This is a genomic window from Vibrio neonatus, assembly GCF_024346975.1.
Taxonomy (GTDB): Bacteria; Pseudomonadota; Gammaproteobacteria; order Enterobacterales; family Vibrionaceae; genus Vibrio; species Vibrio neonatus.
This window is the reverse complement of record NZ_AP024886.1, coordinates 588,418-611,077: the sequence shown is the minus strand read 5'-3', so window position 1 is coordinate 611,077 and position 22,660 is coordinate 588,418. Positions and strand designations below refer to the sequence as shown.

Annotated in this window: 18 protein-coding genes; 9 read left to right on the top strand and 9 right to left on the bottom strand. The window is 41.8% G+C overall.

Going from position 1 to position 22,660, the window contains the following annotated elements; genetic code table 11:
• Positions 1–101: 101 nt before the first annotated feature.
• On the top strand, positions 102–965 hold the full coding sequence (locus OCU38_RS15075; RefSeq protein ID WP_261824338.1) for a YDG/SRA domain-containing protein: 864 nt from the start codon (positions 102–104) through the stop codon (positions 963–965).
• Between the two features lie 317 nt (positions 966–1,282).
• Here OCU38_RS15075 and pdxY read toward each other — a convergent pair whose 3' ends face one another.
• The 3 genes from pdxY to OCU38_RS15060 all read right to left on the bottom strand — a co-directional run bounded on the left by pdxY (position 1,283) and on the right by OCU38_RS15060 (position 3,767).
• Positions 1,283–2,140, bottom strand: coding sequence for a pyridoxal kinase PdxY (pdxY, locus tag OCU38_RS15070; RefSeq protein ID WP_261824337.1), 858 nt, complete (start codon positions 2,138–2,140; stop codon positions 1,283–1,285).
• Between the two features lie 27 nt (positions 2,141–2,167).
• A complete protein-coding gene (locus OCU38_RS15065) occupies positions 2,168–3,277 on the bottom strand; it encodes a porin (protein ID WP_261824336.1) in 1,110 nt (369 codons plus the stop codon).
• A 106-nt stretch (positions 3,278–3,383) separates the two neighbouring features.
• Positions 3,384–3,767: a Rid family detoxifying hydrolase gene (locus OCU38_RS15060; RefSeq protein WP_261824335.1), complete on the bottom strand. Its 384-nt coding sequence runs from the start codon at positions 3,765–3,767 to the stop codon at positions 3,384–3,386.
• 820 nt (positions 3,768–4,587) lie between these two features.
• Here OCU38_RS15060 and OCU38_RS15055 point away from each other — a divergent pair.
• From OCU38_RS15055 to OCU38_RS15045, 3 genes are all read left to right on the top strand, one after another.
• Positions 4,588–5,742: a winged helix-turn-helix domain-containing protein gene (locus tag OCU38_RS15055; protein WP_261824334.1), complete on the top strand. Its 1,155-nt coding sequence runs from the start codon at positions 4,588–4,590 to the stop codon at positions 5,740–5,742.
• A gap of 119 nt (positions 5,743–5,861) precedes the next feature.
• A complete protein-coding gene (locus tag OCU38_RS15050) occupies positions 5,862–6,764 on the top strand; it encodes a LysR family transcriptional regulator (RefSeq protein ID WP_261824333.1) in 903 nt (300 codons plus the stop codon).
• Positions 6,765–6,896: 132 nt separating this feature from the next.
• Complete coding sequence (locus tag OCU38_RS15045) at positions 6,897–7,850, top strand: LysR family transcriptional regulator (RefSeq protein ID WP_261824332.1); 954 nt, start codon at positions 6,897–6,899, stop codon at positions 7,848–7,850.
• Positions 7,851–7,854: 4 nt separating this feature from the next.
• Here OCU38_RS15045 and cra read toward each other — a convergent pair whose 3' ends face one another.
• The gene (gene cra / locus OCU38_RS15040; RefSeq protein WP_261824331.1) at positions 7,855–8,844 is read right to left on the bottom strand and encodes a catabolite repressor/activator; all 990 of its coding nucleotides are present in this window, start codon (positions 8,842–8,844) and stop codon (positions 7,855–7,857) included.
• A 375-nt stretch (positions 8,845–9,219) separates the two neighbouring features.
• On the opposite strand from cra, the gene fruB reads away from it, so the two are divergent.
• Genes fruB through fruA form a run of 3 tightly spaced genes read left to right on the top strand, consistent with a single transcriptional unit; the run spans position 9,220 to position 13,065 of the window.
• Positions 9,220–10,353: a fused PTS fructose transporter subunit IIA/HPr protein gene (fruB, locus tag OCU38_RS15035; RefSeq protein WP_261824330.1), complete on the top strand. Its 1,134-nt coding sequence runs from the start codon at positions 9,220–9,222 to the stop codon at positions 10,351–10,353.
• Positions 10,354–10,357: 4 nt separating this feature from the next.
• Positions 10,358–11,314 carry a 1-phosphofructokinase gene (gene pfkB, locus OCU38_RS15030; RefSeq protein ID WP_261824329.1) on the top strand — a complete coding sequence of 319 codons (957 nt, stop codon included), beginning with the start codon at positions 10,358–10,360 and terminating at the stop codon, positions 11,312–11,314.
• Positions 11,315–11,325: 11 nt separating this feature from the next.
• Positions 11,326–13,065 carry a PTS fructose transporter subunit IIBC gene (fruA, locus tag OCU38_RS15025; protein ID WP_261824328.1) on the top strand — a complete coding sequence of 580 codons (1,740 nt, stop codon included), beginning with the start codon at positions 11,326–11,328 and terminating at the stop codon, positions 13,063–13,065.
• A gap of 99 nt (positions 13,066–13,164) precedes the next feature.
• Here the strand turns inward: fruA and OCU38_RS15020 are convergent, their stop codons facing one another.
• On the bottom strand, positions 13,165–15,015 hold the full coding sequence (locus OCU38_RS15020; protein WP_261824327.1) for a M3 family metallopeptidase: 1,851 nt from the start codon (positions 15,013–15,015) through the stop codon (positions 13,165–13,167).
• 879 nt (positions 15,016–15,894) lie between these two features.
• Positions 15,895–16,449: a hypothetical protein gene (locus tag OCU38_RS15015; RefSeq protein WP_261824326.1), complete on the bottom strand. Its 555-nt coding sequence runs from the start codon at positions 16,447–16,449 to the stop codon at positions 15,895–15,897.
• A gap of 372 nt (positions 16,450–16,821) precedes the next feature.
• Here OCU38_RS15015 and OCU38_RS15010 point away from each other — a divergent pair, with 372 nt between their 5' ends.
• The gene (locus OCU38_RS15010; protein ID WP_261824325.1) at positions 16,822–17,172 is read left to right on the top strand and encodes a DUF805 domain-containing protein; all 351 of its coding nucleotides are present in this window, start codon (positions 16,822–16,824) and stop codon (positions 17,170–17,172) included.
• A 714-nt stretch (positions 17,173–17,886) separates the two neighbouring features.
• A complete protein-coding gene (locus tag OCU38_RS15005; protein WP_261824324.1) occupies positions 17,887–18,834 on the top strand; it encodes a LysR family transcriptional regulator in 948 nt (315 codons plus the stop codon).
• Positions 18,835–18,876: 42 nt separating this feature from the next.
• Here the strand turns inward: OCU38_RS15005 and OCU38_RS15000 are convergent, their stop codons facing one another.
• From OCU38_RS15000 to OCU38_RS14990, 3 genes are all read right to left on the bottom strand, one after another.
• Positions 18,877–19,785 carry a haloalkane dehalogenase gene (locus OCU38_RS15000; protein WP_261824323.1) on the bottom strand — a complete coding sequence of 303 codons (909 nt, stop codon included), beginning with the start codon at positions 19,783–19,785 and terminating at the stop codon, positions 18,877–18,879.
• Between the two features lie 312 nt (positions 19,786–20,097).
• Positions 20,098–21,858 (bottom strand): alkyl sulfatase dimerization domain-containing protein, encoded by a 1,761-nt coding sequence (locus OCU38_RS14995; protein WP_261824322.1) that lies wholly within the window; start codon positions 21,856–21,858, stop codon positions 20,098–20,100.
• Between the two features lie 147 nt (positions 21,859–22,005).
• Positions 22,006–22,380: a hypothetical protein gene (locus OCU38_RS14990; RefSeq protein ID WP_261824321.1), complete on the bottom strand. Its 375-nt coding sequence runs from the start codon at positions 22,378–22,380 to the stop codon at positions 22,006–22,008.
• Positions 22,381–22,660: the final 280 nt, after the last annotated feature.

The following is a 22,660-nucleotide window of genomic DNA, read 5'->3' as shown; positions in this document are numbered from 1 at the left end:
AATGTTACGTATATGCATTTTATTCCAATAATTTATCGTAGCTTAAATGAAAATTAAACAAGTAGAGAAACGATCAAGAACGTTTTGTATTGGGAGGTTCCGTGAAAAAAAGAATATTTGGCCATATTCCGGATGTGAAGGTCGGAGATAAATTTAATAATCGCGATTTACTCTCAAAAGCCGGAGTTCACGGTCCAACAGTAGCCGGAATAAGTGGCTCAAAATATGTAGGTTCAGATTCAATCGTTTTATCCGGTGGATATGAGGATGATGAAGATTTCGGTGATGTCATTATTTACACTGGGGCTGGAGGCCAAAACTCTAAAAAGAAACAAGTTGCCGACCAAACTTTAGATTCTGTAAATCTCTCCCTAGCAAAAAGTAAAACCGAATCTTTGCCTGTCCGAGTTGTAAGGGGGCACAATCATAAGAGTGAATATAGTCCTAAATCTGGGTATCAGTACTCAGGTTTATACCTGGTAGAAGATTATTGGAAAGAAGTAGGTAAAGCTGGCTATATTATTTGGCGCTACAGATTAGTCTCTTTCGATTCATCGGCCCCAACGACTGAAGTAAATGAACCGCCAGCTGATTATGTAGACCCTAAAAGAAAGTCATCGAGCTCTAACAAGATTGTACGTGATTATCAGAAAGCGCTAAATGTGAAGAACTGGCATAAATACAAATGTCAGGTTTGCGGGTTAGCAATAGAAACTAGTGCTGGCCTCTATGCTGAAGCTGCTCATATTAAACCACTAGGAGAGCCTCATAATGGCCCTGATAGTGAGCATAATATTTTATGTTTGTGCCCAAATCACCACGTTATGTTTGACAATGGCGGATTCACTATCGCAGATGATTTCACATTAATAGGATTACCTGGTGAACTTACACAAGTTAAAGTTCATAAAGTTGATATCCGTTTTATTAAGTACCATAGAGAACACTATTACAAAAATACATAGAAATTAAGAACTAAGCGTTACAAAGCCAACGTATTATCCTAACTGATAAATAAACTCGATGCGTTGCCTCGAATTTGACAGAGGGTGCACCTCTATAAGAGCTAATATAATGGGGTATCTTGTTCGTTTGAATGGATGCTGTAGGTAACGCAGGTGGTCATATTTTAAAAGTATCATTTGGTCTACATATAAAAAGAAGCCATCAAAACCTAACATTGATAACTTCTTAAAAACTCACACTATTCAAGAGCTATTCGAATGTTCCTATTCGGTGCGAAATACACCCCACATTTATAGAAACACTATCGAAATTATGATTAATCACACTCAATCAAATCAAACGATTCACTTGGGGTAATAAACTCATCTTGAGCGGCAATGATTTGCAATTCCCATTCGTCGGCTTGTTTGGTCTGTTTAACCACACCATAAACTGCTTCATTACAATGTTTAAACGCAGTTGTTGGATGCCAACCTTTGACTAAGCCGGCAGTGAAAACAGATGAAATCAAATCACCTGCTCCAACCAATGCTCGCTCAAAATCAAGTTGAGGGCGCTGTGCTAAATAGCATTGGCCTTCATAGGCTAACATCATGGAAAACTTGTCATCAGACACACAATAAATGTGCTTAACCAATACTATTTTTGGTCCCATGGTCAGTGCTTTTTGACACGCTCTGACCGCATCTGACAAGCTATTGATTTCCATGCCAACAAATTGCCCTAATTCAAACTGATTAGGTACGATTACATCGGCCATAGGCATCAAACGAGTTAACAAATGCTCTGCCACACCTGATGCAACAATACAGCCTTTTTCTGGCGACCCCATCACAGGATCGCAGACGTAAAGTGCATCAGGATTCGCTAGCTTGGTTTGGGTAACAGCATCGGCTACTGCATTGCACTGCTCAGCACTGCCCTGATAACCAGTCAGCACCGCTTGGCATTTTTCTAACGCTCCAATATTACTCAACCCTTGGACGACATCACTAATGTCATCAGCAGAAAACACACTCCCCTTCCAACCTTGGGGATACTGCGTGTGATTAGAAAATTGAACCGTATGAATCGGCCAAACTTCTAATCCCATTCTCTGCATTGGGAAAACCGCGCTGCTATTGCCAGCGTGACCAAAAGAAACATGAGATTGTATTGAAAGAACGCCTTGCATTGTTGTTACACCTTACTTAAACCGCAGTTAGAATGCGTAGATAACTGTTAAACCAGATAGAGTATCCTCTTGTTTACCCGCACCTAGATTATCTTCTTCGGTTTTTCTAACTTCGCCTGAGATAATCAGCTGCGGAGTAGCATGATAACTCAAACCTAAAGAATAGATACTACGTTCACCGTCAATATTTACATCGCTATCATCAAAGTCTACGTGAGATAGGTATACATAAGGACGAATGCCGATACCGAAGTAGTAATGAGCGTACATATCGTAACCTAGTGCATCGGCATATTCGTTCGCTTTACCCGTTGGCGCAGTGCCATCAAAGCCATAGCCTAATAAGTCAGTTTCGTGTGCTTTTTTACCGTCAGTGACAGCGGCAGCAACTTTCAAACCTTTATGGGTATATTTAGCCGCCAATGTGGTTAATTGCTGCGTATCATCGCCGCTAAGCACGGCCGATGCGCCATCCATGTTGTTTTGCATGTAAGTCGCACCGACGCTTAGGCCGAACTCAAAGTCGTAGCTAGCAGCAACAGCAATGTTGCTATCACGCTCCAGCGTACCAGCCACGTTAGACACGTTATTAGAACCGTATTGCGCAGAAAGGTTTAAGCCGCTGATGCTTTTACGGTATACCACTAGGTTGTCACCACGTGCCGTTGCTAGGAAACCGCCGTCTTTGCCGTCACTAAATAGTGGCGTTGCATCTGGATCAAACACGATTAGGTTATCCATATAACCTGCAACATCATGGTAAGCCGAATATTGTTTACCGATACGTAGGCTACCGTAGTCTTCATTATTAATGGTGATATAACCTAAACGGTTACGGAATTGATCGTGCCCTGTATCACCAATCTTATTTGATGGTGGATTAAGCAGTGTATCCCACTCTAATTTCACATCACCAGACCAGCCATTGCCCATTTGACGCTCAATAGCAATTCCGATAGTAGTACGGCTAGTATTAAAGTAATGATCCAAGAAGTGTACTGGCTGCCAGTAATCCGCTAAGAATGCACCAGAGATATCTACTTTATTAACTTCATCTTGGTAAATAGTGGCAGACATTGCATGGCTAGACATTACTAGACCTGCACTCAATAATAATATTTTATTATATTTTTTCATTTTAATTTCCAGAATGTAGGGATTAAAAAACATGACAAAAAGACTCATATGTCCTGCCATGTTTAAATTCACGTTTTAAAAAAGAATGGAAGTAAATTAATTATATTTATTTTGTTGCTATTACTTCTATCTCAACTTTTGCATCCATAGGTAGACGAGCTACTTCAACGCAAGAGCGAGCAGGAAAATTAGCATTGTGCTTCTCAAAGAATTCACCGTAAGTTTTATTCACTATAGGGAAATCGTTTAAGTCTTTTACAAACACTGTGGTTTTGACAATATTTTGCGCAGTTAAACCTGCCTCTTGGATAATTGCCAGCGCGTTATTTAGTGACTGTAGAGTCTGCTCTGCCACATCCTCTGGCATCACTTTCGTGTCAGGGTTAATCGGCAACTGACCCGAGGTAATGACTAGGTTGCCAAAGTTGACACCTTGCACATAAGGGCCGATCGCCAATGGCGCTTTTTCAGTGTTAATAATATTGGTCATTATTATTTCTCTTATTGTTTTTAGAATAGAAGTTTTATTAATACTAATCAGCCATCAATTTATTAAAAATTGATTCAATGATTATGAATTAATATTTTTGATTGTATAAAACAGATCATTAGAAACTAAGAAAGCTTCTAATCAAAGAAGTTAGGAGTGCATTGATGCAGGAAGAATAGAGATTTTATAGTCGTTGGTGTACCAAGCTAAAGAGCTTGACCATAATTGGTCTAGGTTTTTTAGATTGTTACTCATATCTAATTCCTTTGTTCTTTATAGCTGGTTGACTGATGGCGCAATATTTCCACAAACTAGATTTTAAGTACATTAAACCAAATTATAAATGTGACAATCATCTAGCTAAATAGATGGTTATTTTGTCTTCAATCACAAAAATGAATTTATATAAGGTGCTAAATTAATAAATAATGAAGGTGAATTAGTGTATGTAATGCCTGATAATTTGATCATATCAGGCACTTTATTGCGTTGCTGTTATTTGCGTATAGAGTTATAGCAATCATCATTCCTATGATCTGAAATCGAGATGAGTCATGCTATGAGAAATGAATCGCAGGAAATAGGAATTGACTGCCTACCAGTTTCACCAACCATATCCAAAGTTAAAACAGCGGCGACAACGATTTGCAAGATGCTCCTTTTAAACGGAAATCAAACCAAAATTGAAGATATAGTCTCTTGGATCCTGAGCTTTGATATCCAATCAAGGTGTCCAATAATATTTCACTGCCCCTCTTTGTTTATAAATTACTTATAATCTCAGAAGAACATCCCTTTACCTAATATGTGAATGAGGCCAATGGAAACACTGTCACTACACCAAGCCCAGAAATTGGCACTTTTGTCGCAGGGATTACTTGCTCAACCGTTAGTCGGTAACGCCTACAGCAAATCAGTTCAAGTTGCAGAGCGTTTAAGTTATATCCAGATAGATACCATATCGGTTGTACAACGAGCCCACCATCATGTCCTTTGGAGTCGTAATAGTGACTATCAACTTGATAATTTACAGCAAATGGTCAAAGAAAAGATTGTTTTCGAGTATTGGTCACATGCCGCGTCTTATCTTGCAATGAAAGATTATCGATTCACGTTACCACGTAAACTTGCCATAAAATCGGGTAAACATACGCACTGGTTCAAGAAAAGCCCGCAAATAATGTCAGAGGTACTTGCCCGTATCAAAGATGAAGGGCCGTCGATGGCAAAAGATTTTCAATCCAATTGCAACAAACATACAGGATGGGAAAGTAAGCCAACCAAACAAGCGTTGGAAAACTTGTATATGCAAGGCGATCTGATGATCACCGAGCGAAAAAACTTCCATAAGGTGTACGATCTGACCGAAAGAGTGCTTCCTACACATATCGACACCTCGATACCAACCTCTAAAGAACATGCCCGATTTTTGATCTTAAACTTCCTTAAAGCTCATGGTATTGGCCAACTCAAGGAAATCACCTATCTACTAAAAGGAGTACAAAAAGAGGTCAGCAAAGCCCTAGTTGAATTGAAAGAAGAAGGCCTGATAGTGGAGGTTTTAGTAAAAAATGAACGCTATTTCACGACATCTTCATCTCTTGAGTTATTAAACAATAAGTTGAAACGCAAACAGGCAAAAATCCTGTCACCATTCGATAACCTTGTCATTCAAAGGGCAAGAGCCAAACATCTGTTTGACTTCGCCTATACTCTTGAATGCTATACCCCTGCTACAAAAAGGCAATTTGGTTACTTTTGTCTTCCCGTTCTGTGGGATGGCCGCCTCGTGGCAAGAGTCGATTGCAAGATCAACAAAGCAACATCCACCTTAAACGTCATCAACTTATTTATTGAACCATCACTAAAAAGACATGATGAGTTTATGGAAGCGTTCAACGCTGAGCTCATCAGATTTGCTACCTTTAATAATGTTGAACCGGATATGAGCTATCCCATTCATAGATTAAAATAAGCGTTTAGGCCTGATAGATAAATAAACAAGTTAATAAACAATTTAGTTCAATCACGCCTTGCATCCCCTCAACATTAAATTATGATTTAACTACAAATTCATTACTTAATGTTATTAACATGCTCAACAATAGCTGGCTAAAAACCTTTAAAACCTTGGTAGAAGTGAATCATTTTACCCGCACAGCTGAGGCGCTGTTTATGACCCAACCTGGGGTGACTCAGCATATTCAAAAATTAGAGCAAGCTTGCGGTGCGCCGCTTTTGATCAAAAAAGGCAAAAGCTTTGAGTTGACTGAGCAAGGTAATACTGTGTATGAATATGCTTGCCAATTGATTGAACAGCAGCAGCATCTTCTTACTGCGTTAAAAACCGATGATCCGTATAGCGGTAGTATTAAACTGGCCTGTTCAGGTGCGCTGGCGCAGTGGCTTTATCCTAAGTTCATCACACTACAATCCCAATACGACCAACTTAGTATCAGTGTTGAATCTGCGCCTAACAAACGAATTTGTGAGCATGTTCAGCAGGGGCATTCTTTGATTGGGCTTGTGACTCAAGTGCCAAACCAAGCTGAATTTGAGGTGGCTAAAATTGGCACTGAAGTTTTATGTCTGGTGTTGCCTAAAAGCTACGCGCAAGCACCAATCAATGCCGACGCATTGCAAAAGTTAGGGCTTGTTGAACACCCTGATGCTGAACAATATTTAGCGCAGTATTTGCAAGAGTGTGGAAACTCAGAGCTGAGTGAACTGTCATTACCGACTATAAAGCGCGTGACTTATATCAATCAGTTAAGCCAAATTTTATACCCTGTCGCACAAGGGATTGGTTTTACCGTTCTGCCTTTAAGCGCTGTGCACTCCTCGCCTTTTTATCCCGATCTCTATGTTCACCAAGCCAAGACTAATGTGGAAGATGACCTGTATTTGATTTCAAAAAAAGATCGCCCTCTTCCTAGTCGCTATCAGCAGTTTATTACGCTTATACAAGAGTCTATTCAACAATCAAAAACATGGTAAATGCTTGGTTCTATGTATAAATACGCTTTGTCGTTGACCTGAAATTAACTAGGCAAACTGTCAAAAACACTTCTATAGTCATATTCATAGATCGTTACCATATGATTAATTACTATGATTTAAGTGGATATCATGAAGACGTTAGAGCAGCAGTTATCACGGTTAGATTTAAACCTCTTAGTCTCTTTAAGTGTGCTATTAAAAGAGAAAAATGTTTCTAGAGCGGCAGAGATGCTGTTTCTCTCTCAACCTGCAATGAGCCGAACCTTAAAACGGTTACGAGACTTGTTCGATGATCCACTTTTTTATCGTGAATCAGCCGGATTGCAACCCACAGAAAAAGCGCTGTCATTGCAAGAGCCGCTCAATGAAATACTGCTGTCTATCAACTCGCTTATTGATAGCACTCAGTTTTCTCCGCAAAGCTGTAACCAAACATTCAGGCTTTCGCTACCGCCACTGATGAGCCGACAATTATCGGTACCGCTAATTAGAGAGTTGATGCGTCACGCGCCAAACGCCAGTCTGGTGGAATACTCAGCGTCTCTTGATCCTACTGCATTACTTAAAGAGCAAGCAGTCGACTTTTCAATCCACATTGAAAAACCCAACAACACCGAAGAATTTCCCAGTGAGCTTATCGGACATACCCATGCGGTATTTTATGGCATGCTCGATCACCCTCTAACCTTGCAAGAAAAAGTAACGTTGCAAAATTGCTTAAAGTATCAGTTTGTTGATTTGAACTTAGACATTCGTTCAGTATTTGGTGAGCACAACCCCATCGACACTTATCTAGAAACGAAGGGATTACAGCGAGATGTGGTCTTTAAAAGTGGTCAGCTCAATACATTAGTCGATGCCATGCAAGACTCAGATAAGCTATTGATATCAACGCATACACTACGCAGCGTTGATAATTTTAAGCAGCGCCTAGCGCCGGTTTATGAGCTAAAAAATGAGCCTAAAATGGCGATTAGCGTTTATCTTATTGAACACAAACGCACCTTAAATAGCGCGGCTCATCAATGGCTGAAACAGCTCATCATAGATACCTTACAAAACAAGGCATTTTGCGTTGAATAAGTTATTACGTTGGTTGGTTGCGCACTTTTAAAGCACGCTCAATCAACTCAACACCCGGTTCATAACGTTTTGCACTGGCGTTTAGTGCTAATGCTAATGCACTGTCAGCAATGTCTTCAAAACGCTGCGCCATGGCGTTGACTTTGATTGGGATAAAGTCCAATAACCGATTATCACCAAAGGTGGCAATTTTCAGTCGCTTGACCAATTCAGGGTTCGGCAGCACCACATCCAACACCCCTTCGAGCAAGGTATAAGAGGTACAGATAATCGCATCAGGAACACAATCATTATCCACCCACTGCTGAGCTAACAATCTTCCTTCGTTTGCTGAGAAGTGCTCTCCGTAGGCAAAACTGATTGATACCGAACTGCCTTTAAGAGCCGCTTCAACGCCCGATTGACGATGTCGTGAAACGGGTAAATTTGGCAGTGCGCCCACGATACCAAGGCTTGTCACCTCTTCATGCATAATGGATTGGGTGAGTTGCAGCGCCGCTTCAAAATCTTCACTGACCACACAGCTAAACACTTCATCATCTAACAAACGGTCTATCGCGATTACTGGCGTCCCTTTGTTCAAAAGCGCCTGATAAAACTCGTTTGCTTGAGGCATAGACGTTGCCACAAATAGCGCGTCTATTCGACGACTCAACAAAGCTTCAGCTAATGCACGCTCCGTCACTGGGTTGTCGTCAGAGCAACCAATTAAGATCTGATAGCCGGCTTTTCTTGAATTTTGCTCCAGCAATTTTGCCAATTTTGCGTAACTGCCGTTCTCTAGATCGGGAATGATTAAGCCAAATGAGCGGCTATTACCCGCTCGTAAAGACGATGCCGCGTGGTCCGGTTGAAAGTGATGCTCGTCCACAACCGCCATCACTTTGCGCTGCGTCTTCTCACTAATGCGATATTTATTCGCTTTACCGTTTATCACATAGCTTGCTGTGGTTTTTGATACGCCAGCCAGCTTGGCAATTTCTTCTAAGGTCATCTCAATTCCTAGTAAATTGTGCAGTAGATCATATTTATTTAGATTAATCGCTACTTTTATTTGAATGATATGCTGAATCGGTTAATTATTAAAGCTGAAACGGTTAAGCAGATAAAAATAGATGATCAAGGTCACTATTTCGTTGTTAAACAGATTGCCGATTAATCATTAGTAACGCAATTGAACTACAACTTTATTGACCCCAAAAAATGATTTGTTCATACAGCGTTAAGTAATAAAACACTGCTTTGAAATAGACAAACGCAGTCGCCCTAGAAATAAAGGGCATTTTATTTCTCAATTTGCTGAATCGATTAAGCAGACCACTTAAAGCAACAATTAAGTGAGAGTGAAACCAAATAGGAAGAGGCGAACATGCTCACAATTACGACACAAGACATCACATTGCAGCAAAAAGCGGTTGATAAAAAAACAGCGATTCAAAGCATTGCCAAAAGTCTAGCGGACAAACAACTTGTTGAGTCTGGCTATGTTCAAGGAATGCTAAACCGTGAATCGCAAAACTCGACCTTTTTGGGTAACGGCATTGCTATCCCCCATGGCACAGTAAACACGCGCTCGCTAGTAAAAAGCACCGGCGTTGCAATCCATCACTTTCCCGACGGTGTGCCGTGGGGTGACGGCAATACAGTGTATTTAGCGATTGGCATTGCCGCTAAATCTGATGAACATTTAGGCATTTTAAAACAGTTAACTAAAGTTCTCTCATCTGATGGTGTGGAAAGTGCCCTGCAAAATGCAGAAACGGCGCAAACGATTGTCGGCTTACTTAACGGTGACGTGCAATTTGATGCCGATTTCAATGAGTCCCTTATCGAGCTTAACTTCCCAGCTAACGATGTATTGCAACTGGCCGCCGTTGCCGGGGGCTTGCTTAAAAACCAAGGCAGCGTAGACAATGACTTTATCGCTGATTTGGTCACGAAAACGCCGACCAATCTAGGTCAAGGTCTATGGTTGCTGTCCAGTGATGTCGGCTGTCAGCGCACTGCTATGTCATTTGTGACTACCGCAAACCACTGCCAGTACCAAGGACAACCAGTGAAAGGTTTAGTGGCATTTTCTGCCACTAACGCAACTCATCAACCTATGCTCACCACCTTAACGAACACTGTGGCTTTGCAAAGACAAAACGAGCTGTTGCAATCCACACCACAAGCCTTGCTTGCTCTGTTTTCAAGTGATAGTGACGCAGCTGATGCTAGCGAAGCGGCGGCTCAAGCCCAATTTACTATCAAAAATGCACACGGTTTGCACGCAAGACCTGGCGCAATGTTGGTGGCTGAAGCGAAGAAATTCCAATCCGATATCAAAGTGTGCAACTTAGACGGCGAAGCAAAACCGGTAAACGCTAAGAGCCTGATGAAGGTGATTGCGATGGGCGTCAAACATGGTCACAAATTACAGTTTTCTGCCGATGGTATTGATGCAGAAGCGGCGCTAAAGGCCATCGGAATCGCCATAGAATCTGGTCTTGGTGAAGGATAAGAACATGACTTCAACAACCAACAAAGTAGTCACCGTTACCTTAAACCCTGCGTTAGATCTAACAGGCAGTGTAAAGGGGCTACATTTAGGCTTAGTAAACCTTGTTGAACAAGGCTCACTACACGCCGCAGGCAAAGGCGTCAACGTCGCTAAAGTGCTGAGTGAACTTGGCGCAGAGGTCACGGTAACCGGCTTTTTAGGCAAAGATAACCCAGAGTTATTTAGCCAACTATTTGACGATATCAAAGCCAAAGATGCCTTTATTCGAGTCGATGGCGCAACACGCATTAATGTCAAATTGATTGAAGAAGATGGCAGAGTCAGCGACATCAACTTCCCTGGCGTGGCGGTCACAGAAGCAGATATCAAAGCCTTTGAAGAAACCCTGTTTGCACTTGCCAAAGACCATGACTATTTCGTGATAGCAGGTAGTTTACCCAAAGGGATTTCACCACAGCTTTGCGCCTCGTGGATTGAAAAACTGCATCAACTTGGCAAAAAAGTCCTGTTTGATAGCAGTCGCGATGCGCTGCGTGCTGGACTGGACGCGAAGCCTTGGCTTATCAAACCTAACGATGAAGAACTGGCTGAGTTTGTCGGCCGCTCATTAAGCACTGCCGAGCAGTGCCAACAAGCCGCATTAGAGCTTGCCGATAAAGGCATCGATAACATCGTCGTGTCGATGGGTGCAAACGGCGTAATGTGGCTAAAACAGGGAAAATGGTTATTTTCCCAACCACCGAAAATGAACGTTGTTAGCACCGTTGGTGCTGGTGACACATTAGTTGCAGGCCTATGTTGGGGCCATATGCAAAACATGGAAAAAGAACCCTTGTTGCAGTTTGCTACAGGTTTATCCGCTCTTGCCGTCGCCCAAGTTGGAGTCGGTATACCCAGTAAAGAACAATTGCACAGCGTCATCAATCAAGTTGATGTACGACACTCTATTACAACTAAATAAAGGTCTTCCCTATGAATATTGCAATTATTACAGCCTGCCCAAGTGGAGTTGCGAACAGCATCATCGCTGCGGGACTTTTAGAAAAAGCCGCTCAATCGCTACAGATCAGTGCGAAAATTGAATGCCAATCTAAAGTCGTAAAAGGAGATACATTAACCCAGCACGATATAGATAACGCCGATGCCATTATCATCGCCGCAGATACCCCAATTGATACCTCTCGCTTTGTTGGGAAAAGTGTCTACCAAGGAAGTATTGGAAATGCCGTAAGCAATGCCAGTGAGTTCTTAAATAAAGCAATTCACAATGCAACGACGCTAACCAATGCCGATGTGACAACAGCAAGTGCGGCAAGTGCGCCAAGTGCTTCTGCTAGCAAAAAGATTGTGGCAATCACCGCCTGCCCTACTGGCGTTGCACATACCTTTATGGCCGCTGAAGCTCTAGAATCAGAAGCGGTACGTCAAGGACACCAAATAAAAGTAGAAACACGTGGTTCGGTTGGTGCTAAAAACCAACTGACTGACCAAGAAATCCAAGACGCGGATTTAGTAATTATTGCCGCTGATATTGATGTGCCACTGGATCGTTTTGATGGCAAATTACTGTATCGCACCAAAACTGGCCCTGCGCTTAAGAAAACCAAGCAAGAAATTGAAAATGCGTTTGCCCAAGCAACTACCTATAAAGCAACAGGCGCAGCAACCTCTAGTGACAGCAACACTGCTAGCAAAGGCGTCTATCAACACTTAATGACCGGTGTATCGCACATGCTACCGGTTGTGGTTGCAGGTGGACTTATCATTGCTCTTAGCTTCGTGTTTGGTATTGAAGCATTTAAAGAAGAAGGCACCCTTGCTGCCTCATTAATGAAGATTGGTGGCGCTTCTGCATTTGCCTTGATGATTCCAGTGCTTGCTGGTTACATCGCCTTTTCCATCGCTGACCGTCCAGGACTTGCACCCGGTCTAGTGGGTGGCATGTTAGCCAGTTCATTAGGCGCAGGCTTCCTTGGTGGCATAGCGGCAGGTTTCATTGCCGGTTACAGCGCAAAATTTATCGCCGAAAAACTCTCTTTACCACAGTCGATGGAAGCACTTAAACCCATCTTAATCATTCCTTTTGTTGCGACTCTGTTTACTGGTTTAGTTATGATTTACGTGGTCGGTAGCCCAGTGGCAGCAACAATGGGTGGCCTTGAGAACTTCCTAAACACTATGGGCGCAGGTAATGCGGTAATGCTAGGTATTTTACTTGGCGCAATGATGTGCTTTGACTTAGGCGGTCCAGTAAACAAAGCAGCGTATGCGTTCGGTGTGGGTCTACTTGCATCACAACAATACGCACCAATGGCGGCAATTATGGCGGCAGGTATGGTACCTGCACTCGGTATGGGTCTAGCGACTTTCTTAGCGAAAAACAAGTTTGAATCCAGTGCTCGTGAAGCAGGTAAAGCCTCTTTTGTACTAGGTTTATGCTTTATCTCAGAAGGTGCGATTCCATTTGCAGCTAAAGATCCAATGCGTGTTATCCCATCATGTATGATTGGCGGAGCAATTACCGGTGCGCTATGTATGTTGTTTGGCGCAGAGTTACTGGCACCACACGGCGGCTTATTCGTACTGTTAATTCCAAACGCAATTACACCAGTGGTGATGTACTTAGTGGCAATTGCCGCAGGTACACTGGTGACTGGCTTCACTTACGCTTTCTTGAAGAAAAGCGACCAGAAAGTATTAGCGCAAGCGTAATACACTAAAAAACAAAAGGTCGGAGTCACATAAGTGATTCCGACCTTTTTTATTGTCTGTATAAATGAGGGCGTTAGCTATAACGCTCTATCAACGTCATTAACGTCCGTAGGTCTCTACGATATAGCGTTCAAAACCTTGGCACATTTGCTCATCGCTAAGCTCATTGTTTGCCAATTCTTTATCGCCATCCACAATACTAATGCGAGCGTCTAAAGCGTGTACACTTGCACGTTCACGATCCGCTAAACCCGCAATTTTTTGTAGTTCGTTGTCCCACGCTTGCTCAGACGTTAAGTTACACTCATCCGCCAGATATTTGGCATTAAAGCCCTCGCCTGTCAGTTGAATAATGGTCTGATTATGATTGACCGCATTACCTTGACGCCAGTAGTGCTGCTCTAGCAACGGACCAATTTCAGGGTTATCGGTAAGGAAGCCAAACTTCTTGGTAAAGTACGCGCGAGTTTGATAAACCGCCATGTGCGCCAATAAATACCCTTGGTACGCACAAGCAGATTCATCCGACAATAAGTGCGGGATCGCCATTAGCGGTCGTGGGCTACAGGCCAAACCTTGGATCTTTTGCTCTGTTTCACGAGCAAGGCGAGTCACGTTTTCAGGCGTCAGCTCTTGCTCAGAAAGTTGGTATAAAGCACGTTCAAAATACGGCACCACTAAGATGCTACGTTCACCATAAGCGCGAAACGGCTGTTTGCTTTCCACCATCGCTTTAATCACGTCATCTGAGATGGCTTCGCCCTTCTCATTCAGCGCGTACAGTTTTAGCCAATCACCGTCCCCTAGTAAGCTGTCACAAAACATCGATTGTGTTTCAGCGTATGCCATTGAAGTTGGTGCAAACTCTTGCGCAAAACACGGCGCGTTCATTTTCACATTCGAGAAGTGCGCGGCATGTCCACCTTCGTGGAACAATGTATTAATTCCGTCATAGCCACTACCGACTTGATCGGGTTTAGCGTTACTAGTGAAATTCACTTTTGCCGCAACCCATTGCGAATTTTCATCGACAAATGATGGAATTGGACCATGACAGAATCCATTAGGGTATTTACCTTTACGATCCAAAAGATCTAAGGTCAATTCCGCATTTGCATAGGTGATGTTAAGGCGACCAAACGACTCAATCCAACGACGAAGCGATTGTGAAAATGGCACGTACTGATCCAAATCACGCATTGCATCGCCAGAGAAAGAGAATACAAAGTTGTGCGCTTCAACGGCGCTATCGCCTTTTTCTGCCGCCAACTCCTGCAAACTGCGTAAATTACTGTCGCGAGTTCGCTGTTCAAAGTCGTCTAAAATGGCAAACAGCTCGTCTGTCGACATTTGCTCTGTTTTTACAATGGAATAGTCAAAGAAGTTATCAAAGCCTAATGAGCGAGCAAACTTATTGCGCAGCTTAACCAGATCTAAAAATCCATTGTGCAGTAGCCATTGCTCCACATCTAGCAAGGCTTGGTGAGACGATTTACGCACCGCTTCATGATCACTGGTACGAATGTTTGCCGCCAATACCGGCAGTGAACCTTGTTGTTCGTTACCATCAGCATCAATAAACACTTGAGTGTAGTTTTGTTTTTTCTCAAACAGATCCGATTCAAACTTAATTAAATCGGCTTTTAGTTGACGAGATTCTTCGGTAGGTAAAGCGTGCGCCTTAAAAGTCGCTAACCAGCCTTGCAAACCTTGTTTCACCAACTGCGTTTCTTCATTGCTGTCTAATTGATTTAATTGCTCAAGCTGTTGCTGAATTTGGCTCAATCTTTCAGGGTCACTTAGAAACTGGTTCCACTTGGTTTCAGCGGCAGCTGAACCCGCCTGATCGTTTGACGTCCCCATATAAGTTGTCCAAAACAGGTCTTCTTTTTGACGATGCACATTCAGATAATCTCTATTTAAAGAGTTAAGGTAGTTTTGCGGGTTCATATGTTTCCTTTTGCTTTCTAGCAACGAATCTAATTGATATTGCTTCACAGTATCATTCTAGTCATTTGACTCAAATAATGAAATGGATTGAGTAATGTCTTTTTCTGCTACTTATTTTCCAAATTTAACAATAACCAAAGTTAAACATTACAATCAATCCACATCTATATGCATCGTATATCACAAACCTATGTAACTAACTATTTATTAACGAGTTACATATTTTATTTAAGGCAATAAATATAAGGTTTTATCCTTATTTAGGGCACTGACAATAGTGACCTATTTCTCAGATAAAGAGGATTTGAAAGTAAATTTGTTGATCAACCTCGCACATACTAGCGCCAAAACTCTTTATGTGACTTAGCAACGAGTTTATTAAGTAATATTTAAGGATAATAAATCCATCGAAAATAATTACTCTTAGGAGAGCATGTATGGAAGTGGTTATATACAACTGCGATCAAGAGTGTGAAATGGAAAGGTTTTGTTTATCTCCGTATAAACTGGACGCTTTTCTAGAAGAAATACGCTATGAAAATCGATGTGAACTGACTGATAACAGTGTGCTAGTAAGACTGTACGATGCAGGGCGACTAACGCTATCAAAGCGATTGAACTTAACGGATCAACTCACTAGACTTCTCAAGTCCAATAAGACTTTACTTGCCTAGTATTGGTAAGCTTTATCCCGCACAATAGAATAGTTAAGTTAAAATAGTTAATCGAAATAGTTATTTAAACAGGTGTCACAAAAGCTGTTAATACGCACCTTTCCTCTATTTTCACACCAAGTTAAATAAATGAACAACTCACAAAAAAATAAAGCGTCAAACTATTAATAGTCTGACGCTTTATTTATGACATTTATATTAATTCTTAGGCTATATTTTTTGACTGAGGTCTAAAAAATAAATACAACATCAATAATACATTCATTGCACCTAGGAAATATAAATCAAGCAAAGTAACAATTAACGCAACGACCACATATTGCCACACTTTATGCCCGCAGTTTTTCCATCTGGCAATAGATAATGCACTAATAAACCATACCAATCCTAGGAAAGTAGGGATTAACAAAAACATTGAGTAATCCATATCGCTTTCGTGTGCGACCATCGCCAGCAGTAATACGCTGACTAAAGCGACAATATAACTGGCTATCGAATATGCCAGATAAGGAAGCCTTTGTAACTTGTTGGTTTTGAAGAAAAAGATACTACCCATTGTCACATCATGGCTGTCTTTAGCCGGTTTATACAGTTTTTTAAATTGACGGATAGCATCACTCTCAGTGCTTGCCTGCACTACTCGACTGAATATTTCATACCCTTGTTCCGTTAAACTGGTTATCTGATCTACAACATTGTTACCGCCAAGATTGACCGCCCAAATAATCTTTTTTTTGTACAAAATCTGATAACTGTTCACTTAGTTTCCTTAAAAATTAACCTCGCTTGTCTCTTGCTCACGATGAAAATTTATTGGTAATAAATTCCACCAGCGTTATCAAGCACTCAGGTCTAACCCCAATCACAGTAATTAAGTGCTTTAACCAGCAAGACTGCTCAGTTACTTACTGCAATTGGTATAAATCTGTCTTTATGGTAAATGATTAAAAAGTCAACAATGGCTATGCAGTATAAGATTGCGAAAATTGCGCTATTACCGCTATCTAAAAAACGTTTATGCAAAAGCGCAACAAATGGTTTCGAAAACTATAGCTTGGTCTAGTTAGGCGCACTTGGGGATGTGCTATATTGAGTCAAATTAACAACTCTATCGCTATAAAGGAGTCAATTTATGGGCATTCTTTCATTTCAAGGCCGCGCCAGTCGCAAAACGTATTGGTTGATGTTCGTCATCTGTTTAGTGATAAGCGTAGGTATGCGTCTCGCACTTGATAGCAATTTATCTCATCAGAGTCCCGACAATGTTTCGCCATTAGCATCGTTTGTGACTTTTATAGTGAGTATCTTGTTGATGTGGTGGTCTATCGCAACACAAGTAAGACGCTTACACGACCTTGATAAAACAGGTTGGTGGGTAGTGGTCAACCTAGTGCCTTTGATTGGTTCACTATTGATGTTGATTTATCTTGGCTTTTTTAAAGGCAGTGATGGACACAATCGTTTTGGTTCAGCGGTCGTTTAGCTGAATGAATTCACCTTATCAGCACTGGAATAACTAGGGCAAATAGCCGACTAGATTTATGACATTTTCGAGCTTACCTAGATACTTAAGGGCATAGGCGTGTTTTGCCCAGCTAGGCAATTTACGATCCCATCAGGTATGAGACAGACTCGTATTGTCTCGCAAAGGTTGTGTCCTCTTTACTTTTGGTCGAGCAAAGAAGTTATACCAATCACACTAAGTAAGTGATCAGAACTAGCGCAGGAAAAATGACCAGTTATTTAGTACGATTGGTATTACATATACCGTTGTCACGGTCAAACCAATGCGAGTCATCCCTGCATAGCTGGGGTTTATCAATGTTTAATTAGTTCAAACTCTACTTATATGACTTCGCTGGCCGGATGCCATTCAATCTCGATCTTTTCTTATAAGTTCAGACCCAAAATAGCCGGCTTTAAACGCTTATAACCAATTGCTTACGAGAGACAAACAGCACCGAAAACAAATTCTATCTTTATTTTTTACTCATATATCCGCCTATAGATTAAGCTGATGTACTGATTTAATAGCGCTTATTGTTACGTAAATTCTCGGATTAATAATCGAAGCATTTATCCAATCATTGTGGAGGTTATTCCCTCAATACCTAAACCGCTTGTGTATAATGAAAGTGTGATTATTTGAGGTGGTTTGTCTTTATTCACCATGCAGTTTAACGGAGAGGTTTACATCATGGACATAGCAACGCGGCTTGATCTTTTTGTCGACGTGGTAAAGCAAGGCTCTTATACCAAGGCTGCCGATTTAAGGCATATGGATAGATCATCGCTGTCCAAGCAGATAAAGACTTTGGAGGATGAGCTGGGTATTCGTCTTCTTAATCGCTCTACCCGCTCCCTATCGCTGACAGAAGCTGGCAAAGAGGTTCTGAAACAAGCCGAATCCGTCCGCCAAACTATCTCTGACACTCATCGGATCGTTGAATCATTTCACAATCAGCCTAAAGGTTTATTACGAATAACCAGCCCTACCTTGTTTGGCAAACGCTACGTTCAACAGGCCGTAAAGATCTTTATGAAAAAGTATCCGGATGCACATATCCAGTTGATTCTAGACAACAAAAAAAGAAGCATCATAGAAGACAGATACGATATCGCGTTTCGAATAGGCCAGGCTCAGGACTCAAATTTAGTCGCTAGAAAACTTGCGGATAATAAGCCCGTAATATTAGCATCGCAAGCGTTTATTGAAGAATATGGCATGCCCAAAACACCAGAGGAATTAGTTAAACTCCCCGCTGTTTTTTATGCTAATGACGGACTGGTAGTAAACCGAATCCCTATCGGGCTCGATCCAAAAACAGGAGCTAGCAAAATATGGGAGTTTCAGGGACGCTATCGGGTAAACGAGCCAGAACTTATCCTAGACACGATTAAATCAGGGTTGGGGTTCGGCATATTAGGGGCGTATATGCTTGACAGAAATCTCGAAGAGCTTGGACTCGTTCCGCTGCTTACCGATCATACGTTACCTGATAGTCTGGGGAGCATCCATGCCGTATACCCCCACCGTAACCCGACACCTTTGGTAAACAAATTTATAGAAACAATTAAAGATGTTATCGGTGAAACACCAGTCTGGGAAAGTTACATTGATGACTTTTCCAATTATTACAAATAGCGCTTTAGTGCACGATATGAATTTCCCCAACCGCTTGTTGAACTATTTATTGATACGGCGATACCAATCATAGATAGCACGACCAATGGCGTATGGCTGATCTTCTTGTACGTAGTGAATGGCCTCACCAATGTAGGAAATTTGAATGTTTTTTGCACGAGTTTCCCAGTAGTCCGCCGCCTCTGGTGGGTTCTGAGAACCCGGAGTCGCATACAAATATAACCAAGGAATTTCTGTTGTTTCAAGCCATGAGTTGTAGTTGCTAACAACTTTAGTCGTTACCGCAGGCTCTCCACCAATGGGTAGCTCACGTGGCCACTGGAAAACCTGAATGCGTGATTTTTCAGTAGGAAATGGCTTCATATACTCTTCATGAGTTTCTTTATCTAGTGGACGAATTATCGCAGCAGGAAATGCTTTTTCCAAAAAGAAATTGTCCTCAATCACAAGCTTACGCCCCTGAACAGGATCTCGAACCATCTTAGAAAACTCAGCCTTTTTCTTTGGGTAAGCATCGTAGCTTTCAGCCGGTAGAAGCGGTGCCATTAGCGCCTCCATCGTGACAATTGCTTTGATTCTTGATTCGTTAAGACGTGCGTAATGCAGACCTAGACCAGACCCCCAATCGTGTACAACCAGGGTAATGTTATTAAGGTCTAGTTTCTTCATTAATGCATCAAAATAGCGGTAATGGTCTTCAAAGGTATACGCTAGATCTGGTTGGTCAGATTTACCAAAACCAATGTTATCCGGTGCAATCAAGCGCCCCTGACCTTCAAGGTGAGGCATGATATTACGCCACAAGTACGACGATGTTGGCTGACCGTGTAGAAAAAGAATTGGGTCACCTTCTCCTACATCGATATAGGCTATTTTAGAACCTAAAACCTCAATGTACTGGTGTGTATACTTTGTTGTTGACGGGATTTCTGTTGATAACGTTGCGCTCATCTTCTTCTCCAATTTGCCTGTAATCTGTAACTGAGGTCTATGATGTCGCATTTTCTCGTTGAGATAATCCGGAATTTTGGCAAAAGATTAGGGGTGATATTGCAACAATGACATTCGCAAGCGTCAAAGCACTGCCGTAATAGAGAGATAAGAAATAGAGCAAAGACAGATTAGCACTAGGCCACTAACCCGTCTCTGGGACAAAAGTCGTTTACAGATAATTCCCTAAACGACTTAGGATAAATAAGAAAACATCAACAACGGTGGCGAAATTCACCACCATTGAAAATGCTAAAATACGCTAAGGCTTATTTATTTCTCAGCAATAATGAGCGCTGTATCAAAGTCTGCTAGAGACTTATCTAATTGCTTAAACTCTGTCTTGCCAAGTAACACTTCGCTCCAGTCCGAGTGAGATAAATTAACGGTAACTCCAGAATTTAATTGAGAGCTAATTTGAATGATGCCATTTCGAAGCTGAATACCAAACGCGTGCTCACTATCGCTCATCTTTAGGTTAAATTGAGAAGACAAACCTTCCGCTTTGCGTGTATCCACCAAATAACGGATGTACTCTACATTATTTTCTATCGGTGATTTCTCTAGCTTTTCCATTGTGATTGCGCCGAGTAACTGGGTTAGCGTTTGATAATTATCCAAATGATGCGCACCAAATGAAAGTTTCCCTTCATGAAGTAATGCTTCGGAAATATAGAATCCACGAGCATTGGCTGAACTAGTACGTTGCCCTAGTGCTCTGGCAGCTTCTGCACGAGAATGTTTGGCGTCGGCACTATCAGGATCAATTTCAAGTATTTGTGAGGTTAAATACAAAGACCACTGCCACCCTTCCAGCGTTTGTTTCTGATTCGACTGTTTCGCCTGTGCATTCGCCAGTTCAACCCCTCCTAAGCTCTCGATAAATTGATGAGCAAAGGTTTTTGTCTTGAGAGGGTTGATGTCGTACACATCCCAACCGTTCCACCCCATAACACCGTTATAGACTTGCTTAACGTGGCTTTCAACTTGCCCATAAGTTTCTTTATCCACTCGCAAGTTAGCGGGCATATACACAAATTCGGCAGCACCTTGAGCGTCATTTCCAAGCTTTATTGCGCGTATTGTTTGGTCATGTATCAGTTGCATCGAGTCACGAAACTCATAAATGGCATTTTCAGCGGCTTCTTTTGTCACATTAGCACCGCCGTGTATGTCAACGTGATGGTCAAAGTCATAAGAAAGAACTAAATCTGCAGCATCAACAAGGCGAATAGGATCACGGTACCTATCTCCGCGCAAAGTATAGAGATTGAAAATTGAACCGGCATTCATGGCATTGGTCACCATAAGGCTCTTTTCGGGAAAATAGTAGGCAACACTGTCTGTCACATCCGTAGGGCTAGGTAAAACAATCACCTCCGTCCCCGCTATTGTGTGAGTTTCTACTTGATTGTGCTTAAAAGTAACAGTCGGAGATTGGTAACCTTTTTCTCCCTCTAGCTTGTCCATTGTAAAACCGAGTTTGTTAGGAAAAGCATCGGGCCCGCTTTCTGGGTGTAACAAACCAAATTGAATAGCGACTCGTGTAGAAAAGGTTCCCGCTAAAGGGCTCACGCCATTGTCGGCTAAAAGGTGTTTCTCCATCCACTCATGAGCATAAATAGTGGTGTTTTCATTACTCCAAGCCTGTGTGCCCCACACATAATGTGAATGGGTATAAAGAACAGCGCGAACATCAATCTCTTTGTTCAGTTTTTCCTCTAACTGTTTGCGTTGCTCTTGCGCTACTTTTACATCGTCTCCCGTATCAACGATAATCCAACCTTCTGGAGCCTCAACGGCAATAACGTTGCCTATTCCCCAGCCAGCAATACGATAGACACCGTCAGTTATCTGAGTGATTGATTGCACGTCTACGTCCCATAAATGATCCACCGTTGCGGCAGGCTTGGTAGTGACAATGCCACTATCCGTAACAATAGGATTATATTGAAGAGAAAGGTTGTATTGGTCGGCAACCGCAACAAATGGAGTAGAGAGTAAAAGCGTACTGCTGAGAATTATCTTTCGCATAATATCGTTCTTCTAGTTAAAGGAATAATTTAGGGTTAGCCCCTTTCGATGACGCCATTACACTCAATATCAGTGATTAAATCGATGAATTAGAGAAAGTCATATTTGGTTAATCAGCACTCAAATTCACCTTTGGATTCTGGCGCATCACAATGACTCATTACCACTACTTGCGCAGCTCATACTACTTTCAATCGGCAAAGCGGATTCAGAAATTCCCTGAAATATGGCTTGTCCGTGATCCGTTTTAATTTCAAAGTCATCAAGCCAAAAGATGTCCGTTAATAACCGAACATCTTCGGTTAACTCGTAGCGATCGTTTTCGCACAGTGTGTCGATTTCTCCGCTCCAACAGGTTGAAATATCAATGACTATCGTTCTTTCTATCTCAAGAAGCGGATGGCTAAAGTGCTCATGCAAAGACTCTATGCCTTCTGCGTAGCTGAGCACTAGAGTGCATCTCCCTTCGCCAATATCGCAAACTCTATACTTGCGGTCGTTTAAATATATTGTGTAATCCATGTAGATTTATCCTCAATCATTAATTCAAATTCCATTGTTTTGAATAAATCAAATCTCTGCGAGGAATTAGAGAAATTCATATCTGAACAGTCGAGCAAACCAAATATGAATTTCTCTAACCCATAGCTCTATTGAATCAAGAAACTAAGATGGCTCGGTAACCAACAGTTAGGTTTATCGATGCAAGCGAAAGTGCCATCGACACTCCTTCAGACCCCTTAGTTTCAACTCATACCTGATTAATACTTGTGTTTATTGAATACATAAACTCTGTGCTACT

Excerpts from the sequence above, each read along its gene's own strand:
- pdxY (WP_261824337.1), bottom strand. The coding sequence starts at position 2,140 with ATGCAAGGCGTTCTTTCAATACAATCTCATGTTTCTTTTGGTCACGCT.
- OCU38_RS15065 (WP_261824336.1), bottom strand. The coding sequence starts at position 3,277 with ATGAAAAAATATAATAAAATATTATTATTGAGTGCAGGTCTAGTAATG.
- OCU38_RS15060 (WP_261824335.1), bottom strand. The coding sequence starts at position 3,767 with ATGACCAATATTATTAACACTGAAAAAGCGCCATTGGCGATCGGCCCT.
- OCU38_RS15055 (WP_261824334.1), top strand. The coding sequence starts at position 4,588 with ATGGAAACACTGTCACTACACCAAGCCCAGAAATTGGCACTTTTGTCG.
- OCU38_RS15050 (WP_261824333.1), top strand. The coding sequence starts at position 5,862 with ATGCTCAACAATAGCTGGCTAAAAACCTTTAAAACCTTGGTAGAAGTG.
- OCU38_RS15045 (WP_261824332.1), top strand. The coding sequence starts at position 6,897 with ATGAAGACGTTAGAGCAGCAGTTATCACGGTTAGATTTAAACCTCTTA.
- cra (WP_261824331.1), bottom strand. The coding sequence starts at position 8,844 with ATGACCTTAGAAGAAATTGCCAAGCTGGCTGGCGTATCAAAAACCACA.
- fruB (WP_261824330.1), top strand. The coding sequence starts at position 9,220 with ATGCTCACAATTACGACACAAGACATCACATTGCAGCAAAAAGCGGTT.
- pfkB (WP_261824329.1), top strand. The coding sequence starts at position 10,358 with ATGACTTCAACAACCAACAAAGTAGTCACCGTTACCTTAAACCCTGCG.
- fruA (WP_261824328.1), top strand. The coding sequence starts at position 11,326 with ATGAATATTGCAATTATTACAGCCTGCCCAAGTGGAGTTGCGAACAGC.
- OCU38_RS15020 (WP_261824327.1), bottom strand. The coding sequence starts at position 15,015 with ATGAACCCGCAAAACTACCTTAACTCTTTAAATAGAGATTATCTGAAT.
- OCU38_RS15010 (WP_261824325.1), top strand. The coding sequence starts at position 16,822 with ATGGGCATTCTTTCATTTCAAGGCCGCGCCAGTCGCAAAACGTATTGG.
- OCU38_RS15005 (WP_261824324.1), top strand. The coding sequence starts at position 17,887 with ATGGACATAGCAACGCGGCTTGATCTTTTTGTCGACGTGGTAAAGCAA.
- OCU38_RS15000 (WP_261824323.1), bottom strand. The coding sequence starts at position 19,785 with ATGAGCGCAACGTTATCAACAGAAATCCCGTCAACAACAAAGTATACA.
- OCU38_RS14995 (WP_261824322.1), bottom strand. The coding sequence starts at position 21,858 with ATGCGAAAGATAATTCTCAGCAGTACGCTTTTACTCTCTACTCCATTT.
- OCU38_RS14990 (WP_261824321.1), bottom strand. The coding sequence starts at position 22,380 with ATGGATTACACAATATATTTAAACGACCGCAAGTATAGAGTTTGCGAT.